The 22,179-nt window shown below is 45.0% G+C and carries 30 protein-coding genes, 2 tRNA genes and 2 rRNA genes; 3 read left to right on the forward strand and 31 right to left on the reverse strand.

The features are described 5' to 3' along the window. Positions 1–179 precede the first annotated feature (179 nt). The 6 genes from MKY24_RS23515 to MKY24_RS23540 all read right to left on the reverse strand — a co-directional run bounded on the left by MKY24_RS23515 (position 180) and on the right by MKY24_RS23540 (position 3,643). A tRNA-Ala gene (locus MKY24_RS23515) sits at positions 180–255 on the reverse strand. 21 nt (positions 256–276) lie between these two features. Then, a tRNA-Ile gene (locus MKY24_RS23520) sits at positions 277–353 on the reverse strand. Between the two features lie 38 nt (positions 354–391). After that, positions 392–508, reverse strand: a 5S ribosomal RNA gene (rrf, locus tag MKY24_RS23525). A 118-nt stretch (positions 509–626) separates the two neighbouring features. Continuing rightward, a 16S ribosomal RNA gene (locus tag MKY24_RS23530) occupies positions 627–2,182 on the reverse strand. A gap of 423 nt (positions 2,183–2,605) precedes the next feature. Then, on the reverse strand, positions 2,606–2,836 hold the full coding sequence (locus MKY24_RS23535) for a hypothetical protein (protein WP_013312131.1): 231 nt from the start codon (positions 2,834–2,836) through the stop codon (positions 2,606–2,608). A gap of 192 nt (positions 2,837–3,028) precedes the next feature. Beyond that, entirely contained in the window at positions 3,029–3,643 is a 615-nt protein-coding gene (locus MKY24_RS23540) for a stage II sporulation protein M (RefSeq protein ID WP_339200990.1), read from the reverse strand. A gap of 95 nt (positions 3,644–3,738) precedes the next feature. Between MKY24_RS23540 and pdaB the strand changes: the two genes are divergently transcribed. Then, the gene (gene pdaB, locus MKY24_RS23545; protein WP_053326182.1) at positions 3,739–4,518 is read left to right on the forward strand and encodes a polysaccharide deacetylase family sporulation protein PdaB; all 780 of its coding nucleotides are present in this window, start codon (positions 3,739–3,741) and stop codon (positions 4,516–4,518) included. A 106-nt stretch (positions 4,519–4,624) separates the two neighbouring features. After that, on the forward strand, positions 4,625–5,371 hold the full coding sequence (gene gerD, locus MKY24_RS23550; protein WP_339200991.1) for a spore germination lipoprotein GerD: 747 nt from the start codon (positions 4,625–4,627) through the stop codon (positions 5,369–5,371). A 34-nt stretch (positions 5,372–5,405) separates the two neighbouring features. Here gerD and MKY24_RS23555 read toward each other — a convergent pair whose 3' ends face one another. From MKY24_RS23555 to MKY24_RS23570, 4 genes are all read right to left on the reverse strand, one after another. After that, complete coding sequence (locus MKY24_RS23555) at positions 5,406–6,512, reverse strand: Mrp/NBP35 family ATP-binding protein (protein ID WP_023990487.1); 1,107 nt, start codon at positions 6,510–6,512, stop codon at positions 5,406–5,408. 59 nt (positions 6,513–6,571) lie between these two features. Further along, positions 6,572–7,348: an N-acetylmuramoyl-L-alanine amidase CwlD gene (gene cwlD / locus MKY24_RS23560; RefSeq protein WP_069080586.1), complete on the reverse strand. Its 777-nt coding sequence runs from the start codon at positions 7,346–7,348 to the stop codon at positions 6,572–6,574. A 68-nt stretch (positions 7,349–7,416) separates the two neighbouring features. Beyond that, positions 7,417–8,586 carry a sulfate adenylyltransferase gene (gene sat / locus MKY24_RS23565; RefSeq protein WP_339200992.1) on the reverse strand — a complete coding sequence of 390 codons (1,170 nt, stop codon included), beginning with the start codon at positions 8,584–8,586 and terminating at the stop codon, positions 7,417–7,419. Between the two features lie 53 nt (positions 8,587–8,639). Then, positions 8,640–9,332 (reverse strand): phosphoadenylyl-sulfate reductase, encoded by a 693-nt coding sequence (locus MKY24_RS23570; RefSeq protein WP_068939394.1) that lies wholly within the window; start codon positions 9,330–9,332, stop codon positions 8,640–8,642. A gap of 962 nt (positions 9,333–10,294) precedes the next feature. On the opposite strand from MKY24_RS23570, the gene MKY24_RS23575 reads away from it, so the two are divergent. After that, positions 10,295–10,537 (forward strand): hypothetical protein, encoded by a 243-nt coding sequence (locus tag MKY24_RS23575; protein ID WP_339200993.1) that lies wholly within the window; start codon positions 10,295–10,297, stop codon positions 10,535–10,537. 507 nt (positions 10,538–11,044) lie between these two features. Here MKY24_RS23575 and rpsI read toward each other — a convergent pair. The 21 genes from rpsI to rplE form a co-directional block, all read right to left on the reverse strand. Beyond that, the gene (gene rpsI / locus MKY24_RS23580) at positions 11,045–11,437 is read right to left on the reverse strand and encodes a 30S ribosomal protein S9 (RefSeq protein ID WP_013312140.1); all 393 of its coding nucleotides are present in this window, start codon (positions 11,435–11,437) and stop codon (positions 11,045–11,047) included. A 20-nt stretch (positions 11,438–11,457) separates the two neighbouring features. Then, positions 11,458–11,895 (reverse strand): 50S ribosomal protein L13, encoded by a 438-nt coding sequence (gene rplM / locus MKY24_RS23585; RefSeq protein ID WP_013312141.1) that lies wholly within the window; start codon positions 11,893–11,895, stop codon positions 11,458–11,460. A 183-nt stretch (positions 11,896–12,078) separates the two neighbouring features. Then, the gene (gene truA, locus MKY24_RS23590; protein ID WP_023990555.1) at positions 12,079–12,864 is read right to left on the reverse strand and encodes a tRNA pseudouridine(38-40) synthase TruA; all 786 of its coding nucleotides are present in this window, start codon (positions 12,862–12,864) and stop codon (positions 12,079–12,081) included. Between the two features lie 151 nt (positions 12,865–13,015). Beyond that, a complete protein-coding gene (rplQ, locus tag MKY24_RS23595) occupies positions 13,016–13,381 on the reverse strand; it encodes a 50S ribosomal protein L17 (RefSeq protein WP_013312143.1) in 366 nt (121 codons plus the stop codon). Between the two features lie 34 nt (positions 13,382–13,415). Then, positions 13,416–14,360, reverse strand: a complete 945-nt coding sequence (locus tag MKY24_RS23600; protein ID WP_007432558.1) for a DNA-directed RNA polymerase subunit alpha — start codon at positions 14,358–14,360, stop codon at positions 13,416–13,418. 135 nt (positions 14,361–14,495) lie between these two features. Then, positions 14,496–14,891 (reverse strand): 30S ribosomal protein S11, encoded by a 396-nt coding sequence (gene rpsK / locus MKY24_RS23605; RefSeq protein WP_013312144.1) that lies wholly within the window; start codon positions 14,889–14,891, stop codon positions 14,496–14,498. A 19-nt stretch (positions 14,892–14,910) separates the two neighbouring features. After that, positions 14,911–15,279 carry a 30S ribosomal protein S13 gene (gene rpsM, locus MKY24_RS23610; RefSeq protein ID WP_007432560.1) on the reverse strand — a complete coding sequence of 123 codons (369 nt, stop codon included), beginning with the start codon at positions 15,277–15,279 and terminating at the stop codon, positions 14,911–14,913. 21 nt (positions 15,280–15,300) lie between these two features. Then, complete coding sequence (rpmJ, locus tag MKY24_RS23615; protein WP_003333770.1) at positions 15,301–15,414, reverse strand: 50S ribosomal protein L36; 114 nt, start codon at positions 15,412–15,414, stop codon at positions 15,301–15,303. Positions 15,415–15,531: 117 nt separating this feature from the next. Beyond that, complete coding sequence (infA, locus tag MKY24_RS23620) at positions 15,532–15,747, reverse strand: translation initiation factor IF-1 (RefSeq protein WP_006212898.1); 216 nt, start codon at positions 15,745–15,747, stop codon at positions 15,532–15,534. Positions 15,748–15,749: 2 nt separating this feature from the next. After that, complete coding sequence (locus tag MKY24_RS23625; RefSeq protein ID WP_013312145.1) at positions 15,750–16,058, reverse strand: KOW domain-containing RNA-binding protein; 309 nt, start codon at positions 16,056–16,058, stop codon at positions 15,750–15,752. 9 nt (positions 16,059–16,067) lie between these two features. Then, a complete protein-coding gene (locus tag MKY24_RS23630; RefSeq protein ID WP_023990556.1) occupies positions 16,068–16,607 on the reverse strand; it encodes a M24 family metallopeptidase in 540 nt (179 codons plus the stop codon). 5 nt (positions 16,608–16,612) lie between these two features. Next, positions 16,613–17,257 carry an adenylate kinase gene (locus MKY24_RS23635; protein ID WP_013312147.1) on the reverse strand — a complete coding sequence of 215 codons (645 nt, stop codon included), beginning with the start codon at positions 17,255–17,257 and terminating at the stop codon, positions 16,613–16,615. Positions 17,258–17,347: 90 nt separating this feature from the next. Continuing rightward, positions 17,348–18,646, reverse strand: a complete 1,299-nt coding sequence (secY, locus tag MKY24_RS23640; RefSeq protein ID WP_013312148.1) for a preprotein translocase subunit SecY — start codon at positions 18,644–18,646, stop codon at positions 17,348–17,350. Continuing rightward, a complete protein-coding gene (rplO, locus tag MKY24_RS23645) occupies positions 18,646–19,086 on the reverse strand; it encodes a 50S ribosomal protein L15 (protein WP_013312149.1) in 441 nt (146 codons plus the stop codon). Before rplO ends, secY begins: the two co-directional genes overlap by 1 nt. A 43-nt stretch (positions 19,087–19,129) precedes the next feature. Then, positions 19,130–19,315, reverse strand: a complete 186-nt coding sequence (rpmD, locus tag MKY24_RS23650; RefSeq protein WP_013312150.1) for a 50S ribosomal protein L30 — start codon at positions 19,313–19,315, stop codon at positions 19,130–19,132. A 12-nt stretch (positions 19,316–19,327) separates the two neighbouring features. Next, the gene (rpsE, locus tag MKY24_RS23655) at positions 19,328–19,825 is read right to left on the reverse strand and encodes a 30S ribosomal protein S5 (RefSeq protein ID WP_013312151.1); all 498 of its coding nucleotides are present in this window, start codon (positions 19,823–19,825) and stop codon (positions 19,328–19,330) included. Positions 19,826–19,852: 27 nt separating this feature from the next. Continuing rightward, entirely contained in the window at positions 19,853–20,221 is a 369-nt protein-coding gene (gene rplR, locus MKY24_RS23660) for a 50S ribosomal protein L18 (protein WP_007432568.1), read from the reverse strand. 115 nt (positions 20,222–20,336) lie between these two features. Continuing rightward, on the reverse strand, positions 20,337–20,879 hold the full coding sequence (rplF, locus tag MKY24_RS23665; RefSeq protein ID WP_013312152.1) for a 50S ribosomal protein L6: 543 nt from the start codon (positions 20,877–20,879) through the stop codon (positions 20,337–20,339). Between the two features lie 33 nt (positions 20,880–20,912). Beyond that, complete coding sequence (gene rpsH / locus MKY24_RS23670) at positions 20,913–21,311, reverse strand: 30S ribosomal protein S8 (protein ID WP_007432570.1); 399 nt, start codon at positions 21,309–21,311, stop codon at positions 20,913–20,915. Positions 21,312–21,343: 32 nt separating this feature from the next. Further along, positions 21,344–21,529 carry a type Z 30S ribosomal protein S14 gene (locus MKY24_RS23675; protein WP_013312154.1) on the reverse strand — a complete coding sequence of 62 codons (186 nt, stop codon included), beginning with the start codon at positions 21,527–21,529 and terminating at the stop codon, positions 21,344–21,346. A 76-nt stretch (positions 21,530–21,605) separates the two neighbouring features. After that, on the reverse strand, positions 21,606–22,151 hold the full coding sequence (gene rplE, locus MKY24_RS23680) for a 50S ribosomal protein L5 (RefSeq protein WP_007432571.1): 546 nt from the start codon (positions 22,149–22,151) through the stop codon (positions 21,606–21,608). Between the last annotated feature and the right edge of the window lie 28 nt (positions 22,152–22,179).

Consider the following 22,179-nt stretch of genomic DNA (forward strand, 5'->3'; position numbering starts at 1 on the left):
TTTCAAAGAAAGAAAATGTCGATGTTCGATAAAGAATGATTTTTGCCAAAGGCAAAAGATCTTTCCTTACCTGCTACCTTTATTTCACTTGTTTACACAAGATCAGCTTAAAGGAATATTCTAAAACGCAATTTCGTTTCGGTATCCAGTTTTCAAGGTGCAATGATAATAAATCTTTTTGGTGGAGCCAAGCGGGATCGAACCGCTGACCTCCTGCTTGCAAGGCAGGCGCTCTCCCAGCTGAGCTATGGCCCCAAAAGGAAATATAAAGTTATATGGTGGGCCCTAGTGGACTCGAACCACCGACCTCACCCTTATCAGGGGTGCGCTCTAACCAGCTGAGCTAAGGGCCCATAATAAACCACCAAAGAAGTTCTTCTTTAGTGGTTTCGCTTGGCGACGTCCTACTCTCCCAGGACCCTGCGGTCCAAGTACCATCGGCGCTGGAGGGCTTAACGGTCGTGTTCGGGATGGGTACGTGTGGAACCCCTCCGCTATCGCCACCAAACGTTCGAGAGTTTGAGCTCTCAAAACTGAGCAACGAGTGAGTAACAGGCCTAAACCTGAGTTTTGAAGCTTACGCTTCATATTTGAATGTTTCCGTTGCAGGAAACGATTCTCCATAGAAAGGAGGTGATCCAGCCGCACCTTCCGATACGGCTACCTTGTTACGACTTCACCCCAATCATCTACCCCACCTTCGGCGGCTGGCTCCCTTGCGGGTTACCCCACCGACTTCGGGTGTTGTAAACTCTCGTGGTGTGACGGGCGGTGTGTACAAGACCCGGGAACGTATTCACCGCGGCATGCTGATCCGCGATTACTAGCAATTCCGACTTCATGTAGGCGAGTTGCAGCCTACAATCCGAACTGAGACCGGCTTTTCTAGGATTGGCTCCACCTCGCGATTTCGCTTCCCGTTGTACCGGCCATTGTAGTACGTGTGTAGCCCAGGTCATAAGGGGCATGATGATTTGACGTCATCCCCACCTTCCTCCGGTTTGTCACCGGCAGTCTGCTTAGAGTGCCCAGCTTGACCTGCTGGCAACTAAGCATAAGGGTTGCGCTCGTTGCGGGACTTAACCCAACATCTCACGACACGAGCTGACGACAACCATGCACCACCTGTCTCCTCTGTCCCGAAGGAAAGGTCTATCTCTAGACCGATCAGAGGGATGTCAAGACCTGGTAAGGTTCTTCGCGTTGCTTCGAATTAAACCACATACTCCACTGCTTGTGCGGGTCCCCGTCAATTCCTTTGAGTTTCAGTCTTGCGACCGTACTCCCCAGGCGGAATGCTTAATGTGTTAACTTCGGCACCAAGGGTATCGAAACCCCTAACACCTAGCATTCATCGTTTACGGCGTGGACTACCAGGGTATCTAATCCTGTTTGCTCCCCACGCTTTCGCGCCTCAGCGTCAGTTACAGCCCAGAGAGTCGCCTTCGCCACTGGTGTTCCTCCACATATCTACGCATTTCACCGCTACACGTGGAATTCCACTCTCCTCTTCTGCACTCAAGCTCCCCAGTTTCCAGTGCGACCCGAAGTTGAGCCTCGGGATTAAACACCAGACTTAAAGAGCCGCCTGCGCGCGCTTTACGCCCAATAATTCCGGACAACGCTTGCCCCCTACGTATTACCGCGGCTGCTGGCACGTAGTTAGCCGGGGCTTTCTTCTCAGGTACCGTCACTCTTGTAGCAGTTACTCTACAAGACGTTCTTCCCTGGCAACAGAGCTTTACGATCCGAAAACCTTCATCACTCACGCGGCGTTGCTCCGTCAGGCTTTCGCCCATTGCGGAAGATTCCCTACTGCTGCCTCCCGTAGGAGTCTGGGCCGTGTCTCAGTCCCAGTGTGGCCGATCACCCTCTCAGGTCGGCTACGCATCGTCGCCTTGGTAGGCCTTTACCCCACCAACTAGCTAATGCGCCGCAGGCCCATCCACAAGTGACAGATTGCTCCGTCTTTCCTCCTTCTCCCATGCAGGAAAAGGATGTATCGGGTATTAGCTACCGTTTCCGGTAGTTATCCCTGTCTTGTGGGCAGGTTGCCTACGTGTTACTCACCCGTCCGCCGCTAGGTTGTTTAGAAGCAAGCTTCTAAACAACCCCGCTCGACTTGCATGTATTAGGCACGCCGCCAGCGTTCGTCCTGAGCCAGGATCAAACTCTCCATTAAAGACCAACCGAAGTTGGTTTATAGAAAGAGCGATAAGCTCATTTTGAAACTGACGAGATAAAATATCTCTTGTTCGCTTCCATTTTATACAACCTGACGGCATGTACCAAAATTTCAGCGTTGGATTTTGTAAACAAAATCCGTACTCACTCGTTGTTCAGTTTTCAAAGATCAAACTTGCATAATGTCTTACTTTGTCTCGTCACCGCGTCTCAGTGGCGACCTTTATAATATATCATCTCTTTTTAGAATTTGCAAGAGTTTTTTCAATTTCTTTTTTTCGAGCTAATCCTTCAAAAAGGAACGAAAATTAATTTACCATGAATATTGAATAGAGTCAATACTTTTTTTGATATCAGAAAGTATAATCTTTTTAAAATAGTTTACTTCCTGATATCTCTGATATAGTTTCATCTTATCTTTTCATTGTTTGGTTTGTGGGACTCGCCCTCTGCGAGCATATTTTGATAGTTCCTTGGCGGGTGCAAAACGGGCATACATGCGAAAGACTGTTTTATATCGTAGTGCGATTGCGTAGCGAATATCTTGATCCAATCGAGTATCGCTCATATCAAGCAGCATTTCATCTAGCTCCTTACGAAGAACGTAGTCAAGTTCCTTGCATTCTTTTTCGTTAAACAGCATTCCCAACATATGACCATACTCCCTTATCAGCAGATTATATAGTACTTATATTTGCTCAACTATTGTTCCAATCTTTACCTGTTTTTAAACTCAACTGCTAAGGTTTCAAACTTACCCCGATTAATCTTCAGCTTCTCTTTAGGCTCTCCCCTTTGTTATGTTCAATTTTCAGGAAATATATAAATAATTGGCCATAATATTTTATTGTGACAATAAACGATAAGTTATGCCACTCTCAATTGCAGCTGCTATAAGCAGTAAGATGACAGACCATATGGACACCCTCAACGTTTGTTTCATAAATAAATCCCACACTGGGCCAGTTCCTTTGCGCTTTAGCCCTATGCTTGTACCTATAGTAGACATTATGTTGATTCCAAACTTCAATCCGAAGGCACAGGCGATAATCAAAACAGGCAATTCAATCACACCGTGAGGCAGTAACCCTTTGACAACAACTTCATACATACTTCTTCCCATATCTGTCTGCAAGTGTACTACAAACCCTAAAACCATACCGTTCACAATTAAAAATATAAACGGTACGATTCCAAATACTGCCCCCATAAATATAACCAGCACACATTTAATTGCATTATTGAAAAAGATGAATACAAAAAAACTCCATTGTGGATGGTCAGAATTCTGCAAGCGCTGCGCTACTTCTCCCAGTCCCTCCATTTGTTGCGCCAGCATGGATTGAATAGTGCCTGTACTTAACCATCCCACCATAATACTTGTGCAGAAAAGAAATGCAGAGATTAAAATTAACCGTCTTGTCGTGTGTAAATCGTGAAAAAATGCTTTTAATCCCATTTGATAATTCCTCCTATTGGTTCAATGGAATAATTGACAACCCCCGGCATAGCTTTAAGTAAACAAGCACTTCGATGAAAGGGGCGTTATTAACCATGAATTCTTTTTTCTATGTATTGAACGGTAAAAAAATCAAACGATTCTTAATCGTAATGGCTGCAGCCGTCTTTACTGTTGGAGTCATTTATGTAGAAACCGATAATGTTACGGTTTTTTCCGAGGAAGCACCAACCGCTATTTATAGTGTACCCACGGACAAAAAGCTGATCGCTCTCACCTTTGATATTAGTTGGGGTGATAAGCGTACTGCCCCCATCTTAAAAGTCCTTGAGGATAAAAAAGTGACCAAGTCCACCTTTTTTCTTTCTGCCCCTTGGAGTAAAACACATCCAGAGCTTGTGAATCAGATTAAAGAAAGCGGATTTGAGATCGGCAGTCATGGCCATAAACACGAAAATTACAGTAGCTTAAGCGATGAAGATATTCGTAAGCAGATTTCCATTGCTCATACCACATTAACCGAACTGACGGGACAGTCCCCGAAGTTGATCCGTATGCCTAATGGCGACTTTGATAAAAGGGTCCTTCAGGTTGCCAGCACTTTAGGCTACAAAACCATTCAGTGGGATACAGATTCCCTGGACTGGAAAAACCCTGGTACTCAGGTCATAATCGACCGTGTTGTAAATAAAGCGCATCCTGGCGATATCGTCCTTCTGCATGCCAGTGATTCCTGTAAACAAACACATGAAGCCTTGCCCGTCATTATCGACAAGTTGCGCGCACAAGGCTATGAATTCGTGACTGTATCTGAACTGCTTCAACAGGGTACAGTAAAAGGCAAAGAGGTGCGCGATCAGGCACTGGGTCTTTAAGGAGTTATTTTACATCGTTCTCAGCTAAAAACCAAAAGCAAATCGACATATTTCTCCGCATTCATCCGCATACTATCCACATTCATGATGAAGGAGGAATACGGCCATGAATTGGACTCGTTTGCGATTTGTTAGCACGGTATGCGTACTGAGCGTTGCACTGAGTGGCTGCGGCTCGGATCAGGGTTCTGCGCCCCCCCAGAACAGTTATAAAGAGATGAAAACGATGGTTGTCGATATCTTGAAAAGCGATGACGGAAAAAAAGCCGTAGAAGAGGCTTTAACCGGGGAAAGCACTTCAAAAGAAGGACAATCCGGTCAAAGCAGTGAAGAGGGTGGGGCTGGTGGTGGATCTGGTGGCAGCATGGGAATGAAAATGCTTATGCCCATGCAATCGGCTGAACAGATGAAGATCGCAGTCAAAGATACTTTGGTATCACCTGAATATAAAAAAGAAATCGAAAAAATTATGACTGATCCGCGTTTTGCCGGAGAATTTGCCAAAGCCATCAACAGCCAAAGCAAACAGCTTCATATGCAACTTATAAAAGACCCTTCTTATCAAAAATCAATTGAAGCGATGCTTAAGTCGCCAGAACTGACCAAGATGTATATGGACTTAACTAAAACTCCTGAATATCGCAAACAATCTATGACAGTCATGCATGATGCCATGCAGAATCCGATTTTTCGGCTTGAAGTCATGAATTTACTTAAAACTGTCGTACAAGAGGAACTCCAACCTAAGGTTGAGAAAAAAAGCGGTGAGCAAGGTGGCTCTGCTGATCAGAAGCAAGATGGTGGTGGTGGTGGTGGTGGTGGAGGCGAAGGAGAACAAGGTGGAGGCCAATAATAAAAAGGCTGGTTCAACAACCAGCCTTTTTTTCTTATTCAAATTCCGCGTGCAACGTCGTAATTTGAGCAGCAATATCATTGTAAATTGCCCCTGTCGCCGACTCGGATTTATATACGGATGGAGAAAAGTCGGCTTCTGAAGGGTGATTGTCTGGGATACCCAGTGGAATTTGCGCCAGCAGCTTCGTATGAAGGGTATCTGCCAGCATAGCCCCGCCACCACGTCCAAAAACATAGTCCTTTTCTCCGGTGGAGGATACATAATAGGACATGTTCTCCACAACACCAATGACCTTATGATCTGTTTGGAGCGCCATAGCCCCTGCACGTGCAGCTACAAAAGCTGCAGTTGCATGTGGGGTAGTGACAATGATTTCTTCACTCTGCGGAATCATTTGATGTACGTCAAGCGCTACATCGCCAGTCCCTGGTGGTAAATCGAGTATCATATAATCCAGTTGTCCCCATTCAACATCACTAAAAAACTGTCTGAGCATTCTCCCCAGCATGGGACCTCTCCAAATCACCGGATTGTTCTCTCTGACAAAGAACCCCATAGACATGATTTTGATACCGAATCGCTCCACCGGCTGAATGATACCATCTTCGACAGAAGGAACCTCCTCCACCCCGATCATATCCGGCACGCTAAATCCATAGATATCCGCATCAATTAAACCCACACGCTTCCCCTGTCTAGCTAAAGCAGCAGCCAAATTTACAGCTACTGTCGATTTTCCGACACCACCTTTTCCGCTTGCAATGGCAATAAACCGGACGCCAGATGCTGGGCTAAGCAGCTCATGTTCTTCCATACCGACAGCATGTCCTTTGGTCAAAACCGGGTCAGCGGCTTCCTCGGTATTCTCCACAGCTTGAATTGCGGACTTTTCATGCTCAGATGCCTCACGAATACGAATATGGACGTGGCTTAATCCCGCCTCTTCTAACGTCTGCCGGATTTCCCGCTCCAGTTCTGCACACGTCTCTTCCTGGCTATTCAAACTAATAGCGGTCAGGGATACCCGATCCTCTTTAACAACCACATCCCGAATAAAATGGAGATCGACTAGACGGCGTCCTGTTTGAGGCTCCCGTACTTGTTGAAGTAGCTCTATAACTTGCTCTCTTGATTGCATGAATTATCAGCACCTCTGCTTTAATGAATTACGGAGTGGTAAACACTTACAGTATACCACTATCTGGCCTCAGGTGCTGGTGAGATCCCCTTTTCCCCGGCACTGTAACGCAAAATCCCCTTATATATGGACGCCGCCACCTGCCTTTGATAGTTCACGTCACTTAGTCGTCTGGCTTCCTCTGGATGGGACAAAAATCCGACTTCTACAAGGGCTGATGGCATTTTGAGAGCTTTCAATAAATAAACTGTGTTCACGGTCTTAGCCACTCTGTCCGTATTTTCCAAGTTGCGTTTGATTTCTTCCTGAATTAAAGACGCCAAATTCTCGTTATCTGCATGGTTAGGAACGTAAAAGGTCTGGGCTCCACTCCAACGGCTCGACGGAATACTGTTCATATGAATACTTAGAAAGAGGTCCGCTTTCTGCTCCTCAATTATACGCACACGCTGCTTCAAATCCTCCGTTTTTCTTCTGGAATAACCTTTCGTTTCTTGCTGCGCCAGGTCGCGGTCATCCTCACGTGTCATGACAACAACAGCACCTGCTTGCTGCAAATAATCCCGCAAATAAAAAGCGATTGCCAGATTAATATCCTTTTCAATAATTCCTTCTTTGCTAACCGCCCCTCCATCAGGCCCTCCGTGTCCAGCATCTATAGCAATTACTTTACCGGTAAGGGGTAAACTCCAATGGGTCCAAGCTCTCGAAGCAGGTATCTCATACAATGCCAGTGTAATAAACAGAACGGCGAGACAACAGCCCAACAGCATTTTTTGCAACGTCCGATAGCGAATCCACAGTGTAACCTCGTGTTTACGATTATTTTTTTGCATAACAAAACGCCTCCGTCCTATACAGATACTAATAATCTATATGGGACGAGGCGTGTAGATAGTACAACTCAGGCATGAACAAATTCTTTCATACCTTCAATCAGCACTTGAGCAACTTCCGGTCGTGTAAATTCAGGTGGCGGGCAAACCCCAGAGCGCAATAATTCCCGTACCTTGGTGCCCGAGAGCGTCAAATGATGCTCCTTGGGATGTGGGCATGTTTTACTTGAGGCCATATTTCCACATCGAGTGCAATAAAAGCTGTGTTCAAAGAACAATGGAGTAATCCCCAGCTCTTCAGGTGTAAAGTGCCTGAAAATTTCCTGTGCTTCGTAGGTACCATAATAGTCTCCTACCCCGGCATGATCCCTTCCAACAATAAAATGGGTGCAGCCATAGTTTTTTCGCACAATAGCATGGAAAATGGCCTCTCTAGGACCCGCGTATCGCATGGCAGCAGGAAATACCCCCAGAAAAGTCCGATCAGCCGGATAATAATTGTCCAGCAGCACCAGATAGCTCTTCATACGCACATCTGCCGGAACGTCATCTGACTTGGTTTCACCAACGAGTGGGTTTAGAAACAAAGCATCCACAATCTCCATCGCGCTTTTCTGGATGTACTCATGCGCCCGGTGTACCGGATTTCGTGTTTGAAAACCGACCACTGTTTTCCAGCCTTTTTCTACAAAATAGTCGCGTGTCTGTGATGGTGTATAGTAAAACTCACTAAATTGTGTGGACTCCGGCCGATTCAGCACTTGCACAGATCCACCAACATACGTAGCAGGTCGATCTAACAGTTTGTTTACGCCAGGATGAGCAGGGTCATCGGTCTTGAATACTCGTCTGGCTTCCTCAGCCTGATCTACCTGATAAATACTTTCAATATCAAGTACAGCATAGATAGTATCGTCTGTTTCACCCACCAAAGCCACCTGCTGACCTAATTTCAGTTCACTGGCTACACTTTCTACAACTGCAAGAGTAATGGGAATACTCCAGACTGTACCATCGGCAAGACGCATATCTGTTACCACCGACCGATAATCAGATTCATTCATAAACCCCGTCAAAGGAGAGAAAGCTCCCACTCCAATCAAATCCAGATCAGAAATGGTCCATGAGTTTACACGGATAGGAAACAATTCTCCTGCAGCCTGCAAAAGTGCTTTTTGCTCCGGTCCTGTAATGATTTTATCAACAAGTGTTCCGCCATGCGGAAGAATTGCAGTCATAATGCACTTCCCTTCTCTTCATAAATACGACTCATAGTTACCTGAATACCATTTTATTGATGGAGCCCACACTCTGTTTTCTCATTGCCTGACCAGCGACCCGCACGAGGGTCTTCACCTGGTAGAACTTCACGGGTACATTGCTCACAACCGATACTGGGATAATTGCGGTCATGCAATGGATTATACAGTACTTCATGAGTACGGATATAGTTCCATACATCCTCGGATGTCCAGCTTGCCAAGGGATTAAATTTAACGAGTCCAAACTTTTCATCATACTCTACCTTTTTTGAATTCGCACGGGTAGGGGCCTGATCCCGGCGAATACCAGTAATCCATGCATCGTATTGTGACAAAATGCGTGTCAGGGGCTCAACTTTGCGTATACCACAACATGTGTTAGGATCTGTTTTCCACAGTTCCTCTCCATGCTCAGCCGCTTGCTCTTCAGGAGTAATTAAGGGAGAGACCCTGACAAAATCCAAATTATATCTGGCTTTCATCTGATCTCGCGTATCGTAAGTTTCTTGAAAATGAAAGTCGGTGTCCAAGTAAAAAATGTCGGTGGAAGGGCTAATTTTTTGAAGCATATCTACTAGTACTACATCTTCTGCTCCGAAGCTACAAGCAAAGGTAAGATTGGGAAATGTAAGAACAGCATACTGGATAACTTCCTCTGGCGTAGCCTCTTCCAGTTCAATTGCCTTGACTCTAATCAACGCTTCTTTCTCCAATAAATTCATTATCAATGCGCCTCCATATGAAGATTCATAAATAAGTGGCATTTCAATACCGACTAAACTAATAAGATTAAATACAGTATAAAACTTTCACAATCATTGTCAATCCAAGGCAAAATGTCCTGATGTAAGCATTTATCTACCCAAATTTGCAGGAATGTTGTTCTGTCAGCATTCTTTAATGCTTTCTTGCGTATCCAACCAAGTTCATTGGCTTTATATAAAATATTCTTATACCAAACACTTGAAAATGGTCCATAGGCTCTTTGGTTACTAAAAATAACTAGTGTAGCTGAAGGTATGCTTGAATGGAGGCTTTTTACGTCAACAAAGACGGCTTGTTCTCTACTCTGCCGAAGACAAAGGCGTACCACCAGTACGCTTTTAAACAAAGGGCTTTCTCATATAACAATATATGGGAATACTTTGGTCCTTGAAGGAATATGCCCTATGGTTTTGACTTTGGAAGAGCAAGCCGAACGTGCGGATAAGCATTTATTTGACAACCTACCTTGCTACGCAAAATTACTTAGTTGAATGATTTCTATAGCCAAAATGTATTATTGTACTATACATATGCTTGTGGATCTTCTGAGTGAAATGCTTTAGAGGCATCTAGGAGCAGCGTATCCTAATCTTGGCCTAGTGCGCGGCAGCAATGCTGAACAGCTTTGGGTTGCTTGATCAAGCAAGAATCATCTGTAGAAGAAAGCAACATCGTTTCTGAATCTAAGATTATCGAAGGGTGCTAGCCGAGGGAATTGAAAATAACTTTAGGTTTCAAAGCTCTTATTTTGCATTCCAAAGATGAAGTCCGTATGTGGACGAGTTCAGATGAAGGCAAACTAGCCTTTACTCGAATTTTTAGCCAGATGAAATCGACTACACTATTCTGGAGCTCTGGCGTCAGCGATGCTTTCATTGTGGAAATTATAAAAGAAATGACTGCGCGCTGAACTCTTATTATGCCTCTATCCAATCCTAAAGCGCTTGTAGAGGCAATTCCCGAGGAATTGATCCACTGGACACAAGCAAGACTCTTATCGCTACTGGAAGCCTATTTAAAGCCTGTCATCAAGGAGGGTCAATTTTATGAGGGTAGACACAGTCGGACAATACATGGTGCTCCCGGTTATAGTTTGGAGCGATTGCTGTGTAGACTATTTCCATTACCAGTAACATGTACATCGCCGTTGCCATTGCAGTAGCATAGAAAGCGGACAGTACTAGGCTAAAGAGCGTCCTTCTCTCAGTGCACACAAATAAAAAGAGGTATTCCTTGCCGTATCCCTAGCTACGCCCAAAACAACTGTACAAGAGGCATAGACAGTACCAGCCAGAACATATCAAGGAACTTTACATAAACAACTGAAAGCAAAGTATCTCGTGAAACAGCACTTAGCAGAGAATATTAAGATGAGGCTAATTTGATAGTCGAACATTATATTTTAGTCACAGGTTATAAACATTACAGAATAAACTCCGTGGAAATAGCCAACTGTATTTGTGTATAACAATATCGTCTTCAATTACATCGTGGATAACTTTTCGTGTTCCATGCATTTGCATGCGGTTATTTATGTATTCGCAGAAACATGCTGAAGCCCATGAATTTTAGAGTAAGTCTACTTATCCACATGTGGATAATAATCAGGAAATGACTAAATAAAAAAGAACCCTTTCCATAAGGAAAAGGTTCTTCTGTATTCGAAATATTAACGTTTCGAGAACTGTGGTGCACGACGAGCGGCTTTGAGACCGTATTTTTTACGTTCTTTCATACGTGGGTCACGAGTCAAGAAGCCTGCTTTTTTCAAAGCTGGACGGAATTCCGGATCTGCTTTCAACAGAGCACGGGAAATACCGTGGCGAATTGCGCCGGCTTGACCAGAGATACCACCACCATGAGCGATAACGAGTACGTCATAGCTGCCAACTGTTTCTGTCAGGTTCAGTGGTTGTTTTACGATCAGTTTGAGAGTTTCCAAACCGAAATATTCATTAATATCACGCTTATTGATGACAATGCGTCCTTCACCCGGTACGAGACGAACACGAGCTACCGAATGTTTACGACGACCTGTCCCATAGTATTGTACTTGTGCCATGAAACTGTCCTCCCTTTTAATTATCCGCGAAGTTCGTAAACTTCAGGTTTTTGTGCTGCATGTGGATGCTCAGTGCCTCTGTAAGCTTTAAGTCTCAGCTTCATTTTCTCGCCTTGACGAGTTTTAGGAAGCATACCGTGAACAGCCAATTCCAACATACGCTCAGGCTTGTTCTTAACCATTTCTTGTGCAACCGTTACTTTCAGACCACCCGGATGCAGGGAGTGACGGTAGTACTTCTTGTTCTCCATTTTTTTACCGGTCAATACGATTTTTTCCGCATTGATTACAACAACAAAATCACCTGTGTCCACATGTGGTGTAAATTGTGGCTTGTGTTTGCCGCGAATCAACGCAGCCGCTTCGCTTGCCAGACGGCCGAGCGTTTTGCCTTCGGCATCAATGATGTGCCAGTTGCGCTCAACTTCATTTGGCTTCGCCATATACGTAGTACGCATGAAAAGTATCCTCCTTAAGTTCGTTAACAGAAATCATCATTTATCTTCGTTCGTTAAGTTGCTGCATTATTGATGGATTAGATGTTAATTTAAAGTGATTATCTTAATTGGGGCTGTGGGAAAGCCATTAAGAAAACACAACTTTTATATTACAGGATAACCATCAATTCCGCAAGGGTAAAATCAATGTTTTTTGATGTTTTCGTCGTACTCTACATTCCAGAGCGTTAAAGCGTGTCCAACGGCCGTAGGTCCGGCCTTTGAACGATTTTTCGCCTCCAAAATGGAAGGAATATCATCCGACGATTTTTTGCCTTCTCCCACTTCCAGCAAAGTACCCATAATAATCCGAACCATGTGCTGCAAAAATCCGCTACCTGTAATATAAGTATGGATAATTCCTTGATCATCCGAGTCCGGACGTGAAAAGGAATGGTCTACTGTCATATAGGCTTCGTAAATAGTGCGAACATGATTCGTCTTTTGGGAACGTCGAGATGCGAACGAAGTATAGTCAAAGGTGCCAACTAAATGAGCTAACCCTTCCTCCATCGCTCTTACATCCAGACTCGTTGGATGATGGGCCTGTGTACGACGGTGAAAGATGTCCGGAAACCGGTTCGCATTAATACTGTACCGATATGTCTTCCGCTTCGCCATGCGGCGTGCATGAAAGGACAGTGGCACCTCTCTCGCATCCGTAACGATGATATCACGAGGCAACCAGGCATTAAGTGCCAGACACCAGCGCTGTAACGGAATCGGCGATTCAGTGTGAAAATTGAATACCTGCCCGTATGCATGTACACCTGCATCTGTACGGCCTGAGCCTGTAATTTTAAGACGCTCGCCCGTCAATGAGTAAATAGCATGTTCAAGGCAGTCCTGAATGGTGTTACCGTTAGGCTGCGTCTGAAAGCCATCATAGTGGGTTCCGTCATAGTTCACCTTCATGCACAAGTTCCGCATGCTTCTCACACCTTTGTAGGGGTAGTCTCTGGCCTTACAAGGAATAACCGAACATAACAAAGGAGAAGCCCCTCAAGGACTCCTCCAAGAGAAAAAAAGGGTTGTTCAGAATCAAGCCGATTCTGTCCACCCTTCCCTCATCTTCGCCTGTTTACGCGCGGTCAACCAATTCCAGATATACCATTGGAGCGGCGTCGCCACGACGAGGTCCCAATTTCAGGATACGAGTGTATCCACCTGGACGCTCAGTGTAACGTGTAGCCAATTCGCTAAACAGCTTTTGGATTGCATCCTGCTCACCATCCAAAGTTTCACGGCGAACGAACGCAGCCACTTGACGACGTGCGTGCAGATCTCCTTTTTTCGCTTTGGTGATCAGTTTTTCAGCAATAGAACGAACTTCTTTCGCTTTAGCCTCAGTAGTTTGGATACGCTCATACAAGAACAGATCGGTTACCAAATCACGAAACAAAGCTTTACGGGCACTGGAGTTACGGCCCAATTTTTGGTATGCCATGTAATTTCCCCTCCTTCACAAAAACATTGCTGTACTATTCTTCCGTACGAAGTCCTAAACCAAGTTCCTCGAGCTTCTCTTGTACTTCTTCCAAAGATTTGCGACCCAAGTTACGGACCTTCATCATATCTTCTTCAGATTTAGTCGTGAGTTCTTGTACCGTATTGATACCAGCGCGCTTAAGGCAGTTATAGGAACGGACGGAGAGATCCAGCTCTTCGATCGTCATTTCAAGAACTTTTTCTTTCTTGTCTTCTTCTTTTTCAACCATAATTTCAGCATCTTTTGCCTCGTCCGTGAGACCCACGAACAACATCACATGCTCGGTCAAAATTTTGGCTCCAAGGCTCACTGCTTCCTCGGGACGAATACTTCCGTCAGTCCAAACCTCAAGTGTCAGCTTGTCATAATTCGTAACCTGGCCGACACGCGTATTTTCTACGCCGTAGTTCACGCGTGCAATCGGAGTGTAGATGGAGTCGACGGGAATGACGCCGATCGGCTGGTCATCACGTTTGTTCCGATCCTGCTTAACGTAACCGCGACCGCGATTGGCAAAAATACGCATGTGAAGTCTCGAACCCGGTCCGAGCGTAGCAATGTGAAGATCCGGATTAAGAATTTCCACATCACTATCCGCACGGATATCTCCTGCCGTTACAACTCCTTCGCCTTCCGCATCGATTTCGAGTACTTTCTCTTCATCCGAGTGGATTTTAAGCGATAAAGCTTTCAAGTTCAGAATGATCTCCGTTACGTCTTCCTTCACACCGGGAACCGTTGCAAACTCGTGCAGAACCCCATCGATCTGAACCGATGTGACTGCTGCCCCCGGTAACGAGGATAACAGAATACGGCGAAGCGAGTTTCCCAGCGTCGTACCGTATCCGCGTTCCAGCGGTTCTACTACGAATTTTCCATAGGTGCCATCATCATTGACGTCAACCGTCTCAATTTTCGGCTTTTCGATTTCTATCACTGCAATATCCCTCCTTCAAAACGTCGCTCCTATATGAAACATTCACCTTATCCATAGTCTATCATGCAGTATACCTAAACATCCATTCTTGGCAGTTTGTGCCGGATCTATACTACACGCAGAGGAGAAATCTCATTAGACGCGACGACGTTTTGGAGGACGGCATCCGTTATGAGGTACCGGAGTTACGTCTTTGATCAGGTTAACTTCCAAACCAGCAGCTTGCAAAGAGCGGATTGCTGCTTCGCGACCTGCACCAGGTCCTTTAACCATGACTTCGACAGTTTTCATGCCGTGTTCCATAGCAGCTTTAGCAGCAGTTTCTGCGGCCATTTGCGCTGCAAATGGAGTAGATTTACGGGAACCACGGAATCCCATGCCGCCTGAGCTGGCCCAAGAGATTGCGTTACCGTGTGGATCTGTGATCGTAACGATCGTGTTGTTGAACGTGGAACGGATGTGTGCCACGCCAGTTTCGATATTTTTACGGTCACGGCGTTTTGTACGTACAACTTTTTTCGGTTTAGCCATTGAATGTTATCCTCCCTTCTTATTTCTTTTTGTTCGCTACAGTCCGACGAGGACCTTTACGGGTACGAGCATTAGTTTTAGTACGTTGTCCGCGAACAGGCAACCCACGACGGTGACGAACACCACGGTAGCACCCAATCTCAGTCAGACGTTTAATATTCAAGGAAATTTCACGACGCAGATCGCCTTCTACTTTAACTTCTTTGTCGATCGTTTCACGTAATTTGCTCACTTCATCTTCAGTCAAATCACGAACACGCGTGTTTGCACTGATGCCTGTTTCCTTCAAGATTTTCTGAGAAGTCGTTTTACCGATTCCGAAAATGTAAGTCAAGGCGATCTCAACGCGTTTGTCACGTGGCAAATCCACACCAGCTATACGAGCCATTTTACGCTACACCCCCTTCTATTAACCTTGTTTTTGTTTGTGTTTCGGATTTTCGCAAATAACCATTACGTTCCCTTTGCGGCGAATGACTTTGCATTTTTCGCAAATAGGTTTTACAGAAGGTCTTACCTTCATGTTGATTACCTCCTCCAAGCTTTACCCTGGTAAAACTCGCTTCGTGAACATTCACATCGTTTTGCCGAGCAAAACAAGTTTTTTAAATGACATACGTTTAATAAAAACCTGCATGAATTACTTGCGGTACGTTATACGGCCTTTGGTTAAATCGTAAGGCGATAACTGTACAACCACCTTGTCGCCTGTCAAAATACGGATAAAGTGCATCCGCAGCTTTCCGGAAACATGAGCAAGAATTTGATGACCGTTCTCCAGCTCTACCTTGAACGTAGCGTTCGGCAGTGGCTCGATTACCGTACCTTCAACCTCAATGACATCTTCTTTGGCCAAAGTCAGTCTCCTTTCTCTTCAGCTTGGTATTCGGACGAGTCCAGGAAAGTTTTCACTGCATGGCGCAGCTTTCCATTCGTCACCCGACCGCTTTCGTTTAAACTGTTTACAATCTCGCTACTAATCTTTGGCTGAGGCACCAAATGAAGAACATTTTTCTTCTTCGCTTGATCAAACTTTCGTTTATCCCCATCCGCAATATATACAAACCTGCTATCTGCTACTGAAACGACAACCGCAATCTGTCCGGCACCTCTGCCTTTCAGAATCTTCACCAGCTGACCGATTTGCAGGTTTCCTTGCTGAATCATTACAATCACCTACGCACTCAGTTTCGTGAAAATGTCCATGCCGCCCGTTTCGCACGTCACCGCTTGCTCGTTATGAGCACATGAGGTTACGTTCATCGTAACGACCGTCCAGTTGTCTTCCAGCGTCCCTACATGGTGAGAACCTATCTGAATCATTGATTCAATAGCCAGCCCAATGCCGGTTTTCAGCCTCGGCCCCTGCTCAGGAATACCACGGTTTGGATTCTCAATATATTGCTGAATGGCATGCGACATTGTAAACTGGCGAGTTTTCGCGATGATATCGCCTTTGTTTAACTTGCGTTTGCCGGGAAATCCGTGCACCAGTTGTTCGTTGACTGAAGCGCAAATGCTAGCAGGAAAACCGTTATAACCTTTAAAAGACGGCACAGCTCCCTGACTGCGAATATACCGATCAGCTAAATGATCAAGTTCACCGGTCGTAATACCGGGCTCGATGTGTCCTGCCAAGAGATGATCCGTTTCCGTATCTATTCTCTTAGCTTTCCTCATAAAGCTTGATTCCGTCCCCGACTTGCAAATGATCATTACAGCTAACCCCGCAACAAGGACACGATATTTTGGGAAACCACATCAATATCCTGTTCTCCGTCAATATGACGCAGAAGATTCTGGTTCTCATAAAACGTGAGGAGTGGTGCTGTTTTATTACTATATTCGTCAAGTCGTGTTCTTACGCTATCTTCATTATCGTCAGGACGCTGATAGAGTTCCCCACCGTCTTTATCGCAAATGCCTTCAACCTTAGGAGGATTAAAGACAATATGATAGCTAGTTCCGCAGCTTTTACAAACCCGCCGTCCTGTGATTCGTGCCAACAAGTTGTCACTATCCACTTTCAGGTTGATGACGTCATCTAGCTTCGTATTCAAACGACCCAAAATTTGATCCAAGGCTTCAGCTTGAGCCAAAGTTCTTGGAAAACCGTCCAGCAAGAACCCTTTCTTGCAATCTGGCTGTTGTAGCCGTTCTTCAACGATACCGATTGTTACGTCATCCGGAACAAGTTCACCCTTGTCGATATATTCTTTAGCTTTAATGCCAATAGGTGTTCCCTGTTTCATCGCTAGGCGAAAAGCATCACCTGTCGAGATATGAGGAATGCCGAATTCCTTCACAATGACATCTGCTTGTGTACCTTTACCAGCCCCCGGAGGGCCCATGATCAAAATATTCACAATCTGTCACTCCTCAAGACGACCCCTACACAAGAAACAGCACAAAAGGTGCCGGTAAGCATGCGAACATCCTAAGCCGGTACCTATTGCCTATTTGTTGATGAAGCCTTTGTAATGGCGTTTGATCAGTTGGCTTTCGATTTGCTTCATTGTATCCAATGCTACACCAATGATGATGAGCAATGAAGTACCGCCAATTTGCACGGAACGAGGCAAGCCCGAAAGCGAACCGAAGAATACCGGCAAAACGGATATGACTGCCAGAAACAAGGCTCCTGTCATTGTCAAACGTGACATTACTCGTGTCAAGTATTTCTCCGTGGCTTTACCCGGGCGAATTCCCGGAATATAACCGCCGTTTTTCTTCATATTGTCGGCCATTTGCTGCGGATTCATCTGTACAAAGGTATAGAAGAATGTGAAACCGATAATCATTACGACATACAAAACCATGCCCAGCGGCTTGTCATAATACAAGTAAGTGGTAACCCACTTAGCCCAAACATGATCTGCCCAGAAACTCGCAATAATTGTCGGGAATTGCAGCAATGATACCGCAAAGATTACCGGAATAACGCCTGCCGCATTAATTTTCATCGGAATATGCGTATTCTGGCCACCGTACATTTTGTTGCCAACTACACGTTTCGCGTATTGTACCGGGATTTTCCGAATACCTTGCTGGATGTAGATAACACCAACAATAATCAGAACAATCACCAGGGCAATTATAATTGCCTTCAGAATATTCATAAACAGCTGATCTGCCTGAATAAACTGAGATTCTACAACCGTCCGAATATGTCTTGGAATACCCGCTGCAATCCCTGCGAAGATAACAATAGAGATACCATTGCCGATTCCCTTTTCGGTAATTTGCTCACCGAGCCACATAAGGAACGTAGTTCCTGCTGTAAGCACAATGGCAATGACCAGATAATCTGCAAAAGTGGCTCCTGGAATCATCGCTGCACCGTACAGTCGATTAAAGCCAATCGACGTTCCGAATGCTTGAATCAGGCCAAGTATTACCGTACCATAACGCGTAATTTGAGCCAACTTCTTTTTACCATGCTCTCCTTGTTTAGCCCATTCCGCAAGTTTCGGAATCACGTCCATTGACAGCAACTGTACAATGATGGACGCTGTAATATATGGCATAATCCCGAGGGCGAAGATCGAAAACTGATACAATGCGCCCCCTGAGAAGGTGTTAAGGAGTCCAAACAACTCGCTTCCTGCCTGATCCTGAGAAGTAAAGACTTGCTTGTTCACGCCGGGAACCGGCACAAAGGAGCCAATACGATATACAAAGAGTATAAACAGGGTGAACAGGATTCGGGTTCTAAGATCCTCAACCCGCCATATATTTTTCAGGGTCTTGAACATTAGATCACCTCGGTTTTACCGCCGGCAGCTTCAATTTTCTCTACCGCAGATTGAGAGAACTTGTTCGCTTTAACTGTCAATTTCACAGTGATTTCACCGTTACCCAGAATTTTGATTCCGGATTTAGCGTTTTTCACAATGCCATTGTTCAGCAAAAACTCAGGGCTTACTTCTGTACCCGCTGCAAAACTGTTCAAATCTTCGATATTCAAAACCGCATACTCTTTACGAGTAGGATTTACGAAACCGCGTTTAGGCAAGCGACGATACAGTGGGTTTTGACCACCCTCGAAGCCCGGACGTACACCACCGCCGGAACGAGCGTTTTGACCTTTATGACCACGACCAGAAGTTTTACCCGTACCGCTACTAGGACCACGACCCAAACGTTTACGTTCTTTGCGGGAGCCTGGAGCTGGGGAAAGCTCATGTAACTTCATCGTTCGTTGCACCTCCTTGATTATTGTTAAAATACTTTATTTCTTAAGCCTCAATTTCTTTAACAGAAACCAAATGGCTAACTTGATTAATCATCCCGCGAATAGCTGCATTGTCGGGTTGAACTACTTTATGGTTGATTTTACGCAAGCCGAGCGTTTTAACAGTCGTTCTCTGATTACCAGGACGGCCGATCAACGAACGAACGAGGGTAATTTCTAATTTCGCCATGATATTCCCTCCTTAGCCCAGCAGCTCTTCGATGGATTTGCCGCGCAATTTTGCAACTTCTTCAGCGCGTTTCAAGCGGGACAAACCTTCCAAAGTCGCATTGACCATATTCATGGAATTCGAAGAACCCAAAGATTTTGTCAAGATATCACCTACACCAGCAAGTTCCAGTACAGCACGAACCGGACCACCAGCGATAACTCCAGTACCTTCCGATGCCGGTTTCAACAGAACCCGGCCAGCACCGAACTTACCTGTAACAAGGTGAGGAATTGTTGTTCCTACGAGTGGAACGTGAACCAGGTTTTTCTTAGCATCTTCAATACCTTTGCGAATTGCATCAGGTACTTCGCCAGCTTTACCGATTCCAGCGCCTACCCAGCCGTTGCCGTCGCCCACTACTACCAGAGCACTGAAGCTGAAACGGCGTCCGCCTTTGACAACTTTAGCTACACGATTAATATTTACTACTCTTTCAGTCAGTTCCAAAGTATTCGGATCTACACGCAAGTCGTTAACCTCCTTTTGAGAAATGTCTTAGAATTCAAGGCCTGCTTCGCGAGCTGCATCAGCCAAAGCTTGAATCCGTCCATGATACAAGTATCCACCACGGTCAAATACGATGTTAGCATGGCCTTTTTCTTTCGCACGTTTAGCAACGAGTTCGCCAACTTTACGAGCTGCTTCTACACTACCGCCGTTTTTGATTTCGCTGCTCAGTTCTTTATCCATAGTGGATGCAGATACCAATGTTACACCAGCTACATCATCAATCAGTTGTGCGTAGATATGCTTGGAAGAGCGGAATACGTTCAAACGAGGACGTACAGCCGTACCTTCGATTTTCTTACGTACACGCAGATGTCTTCTGACACGTGCTTTATTTTTATCTTGTTTTGTAATCATCTCAAGTTTTCACTCCCTTCAGTTTGCCTTTTAAAACTTTATACTAAGACGCACTGGGTAAAAAAGAAGTACGAAGTCTTTCCTGCAGAAAGACCGCACAAAGTCGGTAAGAAACTTATTTCTTCTTACCGGCTTTACCTTCTTTACGAATGATGCGCTCGCCTTCGTATTTAATCCCTTTACCTTTGTACGGTTCAGGTTCACGAACGGAACGAATTTTAGCAGCGTAGGCACCTACACGCTCTTTATCAATTCCGCGAACGATGATTTTAGTGTTCGAAGGAACTTCGAATTCGATGCCCGCTTCCGGTGTGATTTCAACCGGGTGAGAGTATCCAACGTTCAGAACGATTTTATCTCCGGATTTGCTTGCACGATATCCGACCCCAACCAGCTCCAGAGATTTTGAAAACCCTTCAGTTACACCACTTACCATGTTGTTGACAACGCTGCGGGTTGTTCCATGCAAAGAGCGGTGAAGTTTGTTGTCCGAAGGACGAACTACATTAATTTCATTGTTTTCCACAGTAACGGACATGTCTTTATGAAGCTCACGAGTCAATGTTCCTTTAGGACCTTTAACTGTGATCGCTGTGTTGTTCAAAGTCACGTCAACACCACTTGGTACTGTGATTGGTTTACGACCAATACGGGACATATCTGTTGCACCTCCTATCTTTTAAACGTTATCTTACCAAACGTAGCAAACAACTTCTCCGCCGGCTTTGGACTGACGTGCTTCTTTGTCGGTCATGATACCTTTGGATGTTGAAATGATTGCGATCCCGAGTCCACCCAATACGCGTGGAATCTCATTGCTCTTCGTGTAAACGCGAAGACCTGGTTTACTGATTCTTTTCAAACCTGTAATAACACGCTCGTTGTTCGCACCGTATTTCAAGAAAATACGGATAATCCCTTGTTTGCTATCTTCAACAAATTCCGCATCACGAATGAATCCTTCACGTTTCAGGATGTCGGCGATTTGTTTTTTCATTGTAGATGCAGGCATTTCTACTGTTTCGTGACGAACTGTGTTCGCGTTACGAATACGAGTAAGCATATCTGCAATTGGATCAGACATAGTCATTGTGTATAAACCTCCTTCCCAAACAGGACTTTTTACCAGCTTGCTTTTTTCACGCCAGGAATCTGGCCTTTATAAGCTAATTCACGGAAGCAAATTCTGCAGATCTTAAACTTTTGCAGTACCGAATGTGGACGACCACAACGCTCGCAACGAGTGTAAGCACGAACTTTAAACTTTGGTGTGCGTTGTTGTTTGACTTTCATTGAAGTTTTTGCCACTTAGCCTGACACCTCCTAAATAGTTTCGGAGAACAGGGTGTCTTTAAAATCAGACGCCCGAAACGTTATGCCAACATTATTTTGCGAAAGGCATGCCCAGCTGAGTCAGAAGCTCACGGGACTCTTCGTCAGTTTTGGCAGTCGTTACGATAACGATGTCCATACCACGAACTTTATCAACTTGATCATACTCGATTTCCGGGAAGATCAACTGTTCTTTCAGACCAAGCGTGTAGTTACCACGTCCGTCGAAAGCTTTTGTCGATACACCATGGAAGTCACGTACGCGAGGAAGAGTAATGTTGAACAATTTGTCCAAGAAATAATACATACGCTCGCCACGAAGTGTTACCTTTACACCGATCGGCATGTTTTCACGCAATTTAAAACCTGCAATAGATTTTTTTGCGCGAGTGATTACTGGTTTTTGACCAGCAATCAGCTGCATGTCGTTGAGAGCTGAATCAAGTACTTTGGAGTTTTGGACTGCGTCGCCAACACCCATGTTGATTACAACTTTCTCGATTTTAGGCACTTGCATCACTGTTGTATAGTTGAACTTCTGCATCAAAGCAGGAGTGATTTCTTTCAAGAAACGTTCTTTCATTCTTGTTGTAGCCATGAATCATATACCTCCTTTCTTCAAAAAA

The sequence above is a fragment of the Paenibacillus sp. FSL P2-0322 genome, assembly GCF_037975315.1.
Classification (GTDB): Bacteria; Bacillota; Bacilli; order Paenibacillales; family Paenibacillaceae; genus Paenibacillus; species Paenibacillus polymyxa_B.

Excerpts from the sequence above, each read along its gene's own strand:
- MKY24_RS23535 (WP_013312131.1), bottom strand. The coding sequence starts at position 2,836 with ATGTTGGGAATGCTGTTTAACGAAAAAGAATGCAAGGAACTTGACTAC.
- MKY24_RS23540 (WP_339200990.1), bottom strand. The coding sequence starts at position 3,643 with ATGGGATTAAAAGCATTTTTTCACGATTTACACACGACAAGACGGTTA.
- pdaB (WP_053326182.1), top strand. The coding sequence starts at position 3,739 with ATGAATTCTTTTTTCTATGTATTGAACGGTAAAAAAATCAAACGATTC.
- gerD (WP_339200991.1), top strand. The coding sequence starts at position 4,625 with ATGAATTGGACTCGTTTGCGATTTGTTAGCACGGTATGCGTACTGAGC.
- MKY24_RS23555 (WP_023990487.1), bottom strand. The coding sequence starts at position 6,512 with ATGCAATCAAGAGAGCAAGTTATAGAGCTACTTCAACAAGTACGGGAG.
- cwlD (WP_069080586.1), bottom strand. The coding sequence starts at position 7,348 with ATGCAAAAAAATAATCGTAAACACGAGGTTACACTGTGGATTCGCTAT.
- sat (WP_339200992.1), bottom strand. The coding sequence starts at position 8,586 with ATGACTGCAATTCTTCCGCATGGCGGAACACTTGTTGATAAAATCATT.
- MKY24_RS23570 (WP_068939394.1), bottom strand. The coding sequence starts at position 9,332 with ATGAATTTATTGGAGAAAGAAGCGTTGATTAGAGTCAAGGCAATTGAA.
- MKY24_RS23575 (WP_339200993.1), top strand. The coding sequence starts at position 10,295 with ATGCCTCTATCCAATCCTAAAGCGCTTGTAGAGGCAATTCCCGAGGAA.
- rpsI (WP_013312140.1), bottom strand. The coding sequence starts at position 11,437 with ATGGCACAAGTACAATACTATGGGACAGGTCGTCGTAAACATTCGGTA.
- rplM (WP_013312141.1), bottom strand. The coding sequence starts at position 11,895 with ATGCGTACTACGTATATGGCGAAGCCAAATGAAGTTGAGCGCAACTGG.
- truA (WP_023990555.1), bottom strand. The coding sequence starts at position 12,864 with ATGCGGAACTTGTGCATGAAGGTGAACTATGACGGAACCCACTATGAT.
- rplQ (WP_013312143.1), bottom strand. The coding sequence starts at position 13,381 with ATGGCATACCAAAAATTGGGCCGTAACTCCAGTGCCCGTAAAGCTTTG.
- rpsK (WP_013312144.1), bottom strand. The coding sequence starts at position 14,891 with ATGGCTAAACCGAAAAAAGTTGTACGTACAAAACGCCGTGACCGTAAA.
- rpsM (WP_007432560.1), bottom strand. The coding sequence starts at position 15,279 with ATGGCTCGTATAGCTGGTGTGGATTTGCCACGTGACAAACGCGTTGAG.
- rpmJ (WP_003333770.1), bottom strand. The coding sequence starts at position 15,414 with ATGAAGGTAAGACCTTCTGTAAAACCTATTTGCGAAAAATGCAAAGTC.
- MKY24_RS23625 (WP_013312145.1), bottom strand. The coding sequence starts at position 16,058 with ATGATTCAGCAAGGAAACCTGCAAATCGGTCAGCTGGTGAAGATTCTG.
- MKY24_RS23630 (WP_023990556.1), bottom strand. The coding sequence starts at position 16,607 with ATGATCATTTGCAAGTCGGGGACGGAATCAAGCTTTATGAGGAAAGCT.
- secY (WP_013312148.1), bottom strand. The coding sequence starts at position 18,646 with ATGTTCAAGACCCTGAAAAATATATGGCGGGTTGAGGATCTTAGAACC.
- rplO (WP_013312149.1), bottom strand. The coding sequence starts at position 19,086 with ATGAAGTTACATGAGCTTTCCCCAGCTCCAGGCTCCCGCAAAGAACGT.
- rpmD (WP_013312150.1), bottom strand. The coding sequence starts at position 19,315 with ATGGCGAAATTAGAAATTACCCTCGTTCGTTCGTTGATCGGCCGTCCT.
- rplR (WP_007432568.1), bottom strand. The coding sequence starts at position 20,221 with ATGATTACAAAACAAGATAAAAATAAAGCACGTGTCAGAAGACATCTG.
- rplF (WP_013312152.1), bottom strand. The coding sequence starts at position 20,879 with ATGTCCCGTATTGGTCGTAAACCAATCACAGTACCAAGTGGTGTTGAC.
- rpsH (WP_007432570.1), bottom strand. The coding sequence starts at position 21,311 with ATGACTATGTCTGATCCAATTGCAGATATGCTTACTCGTATTCGTAAC.
- rplE (WP_007432571.1), bottom strand. The coding sequence starts at position 22,151 with ATGGCTACAACAAGAATGAAAGAACGTTTCTTGAAAGAAATCACTCCT.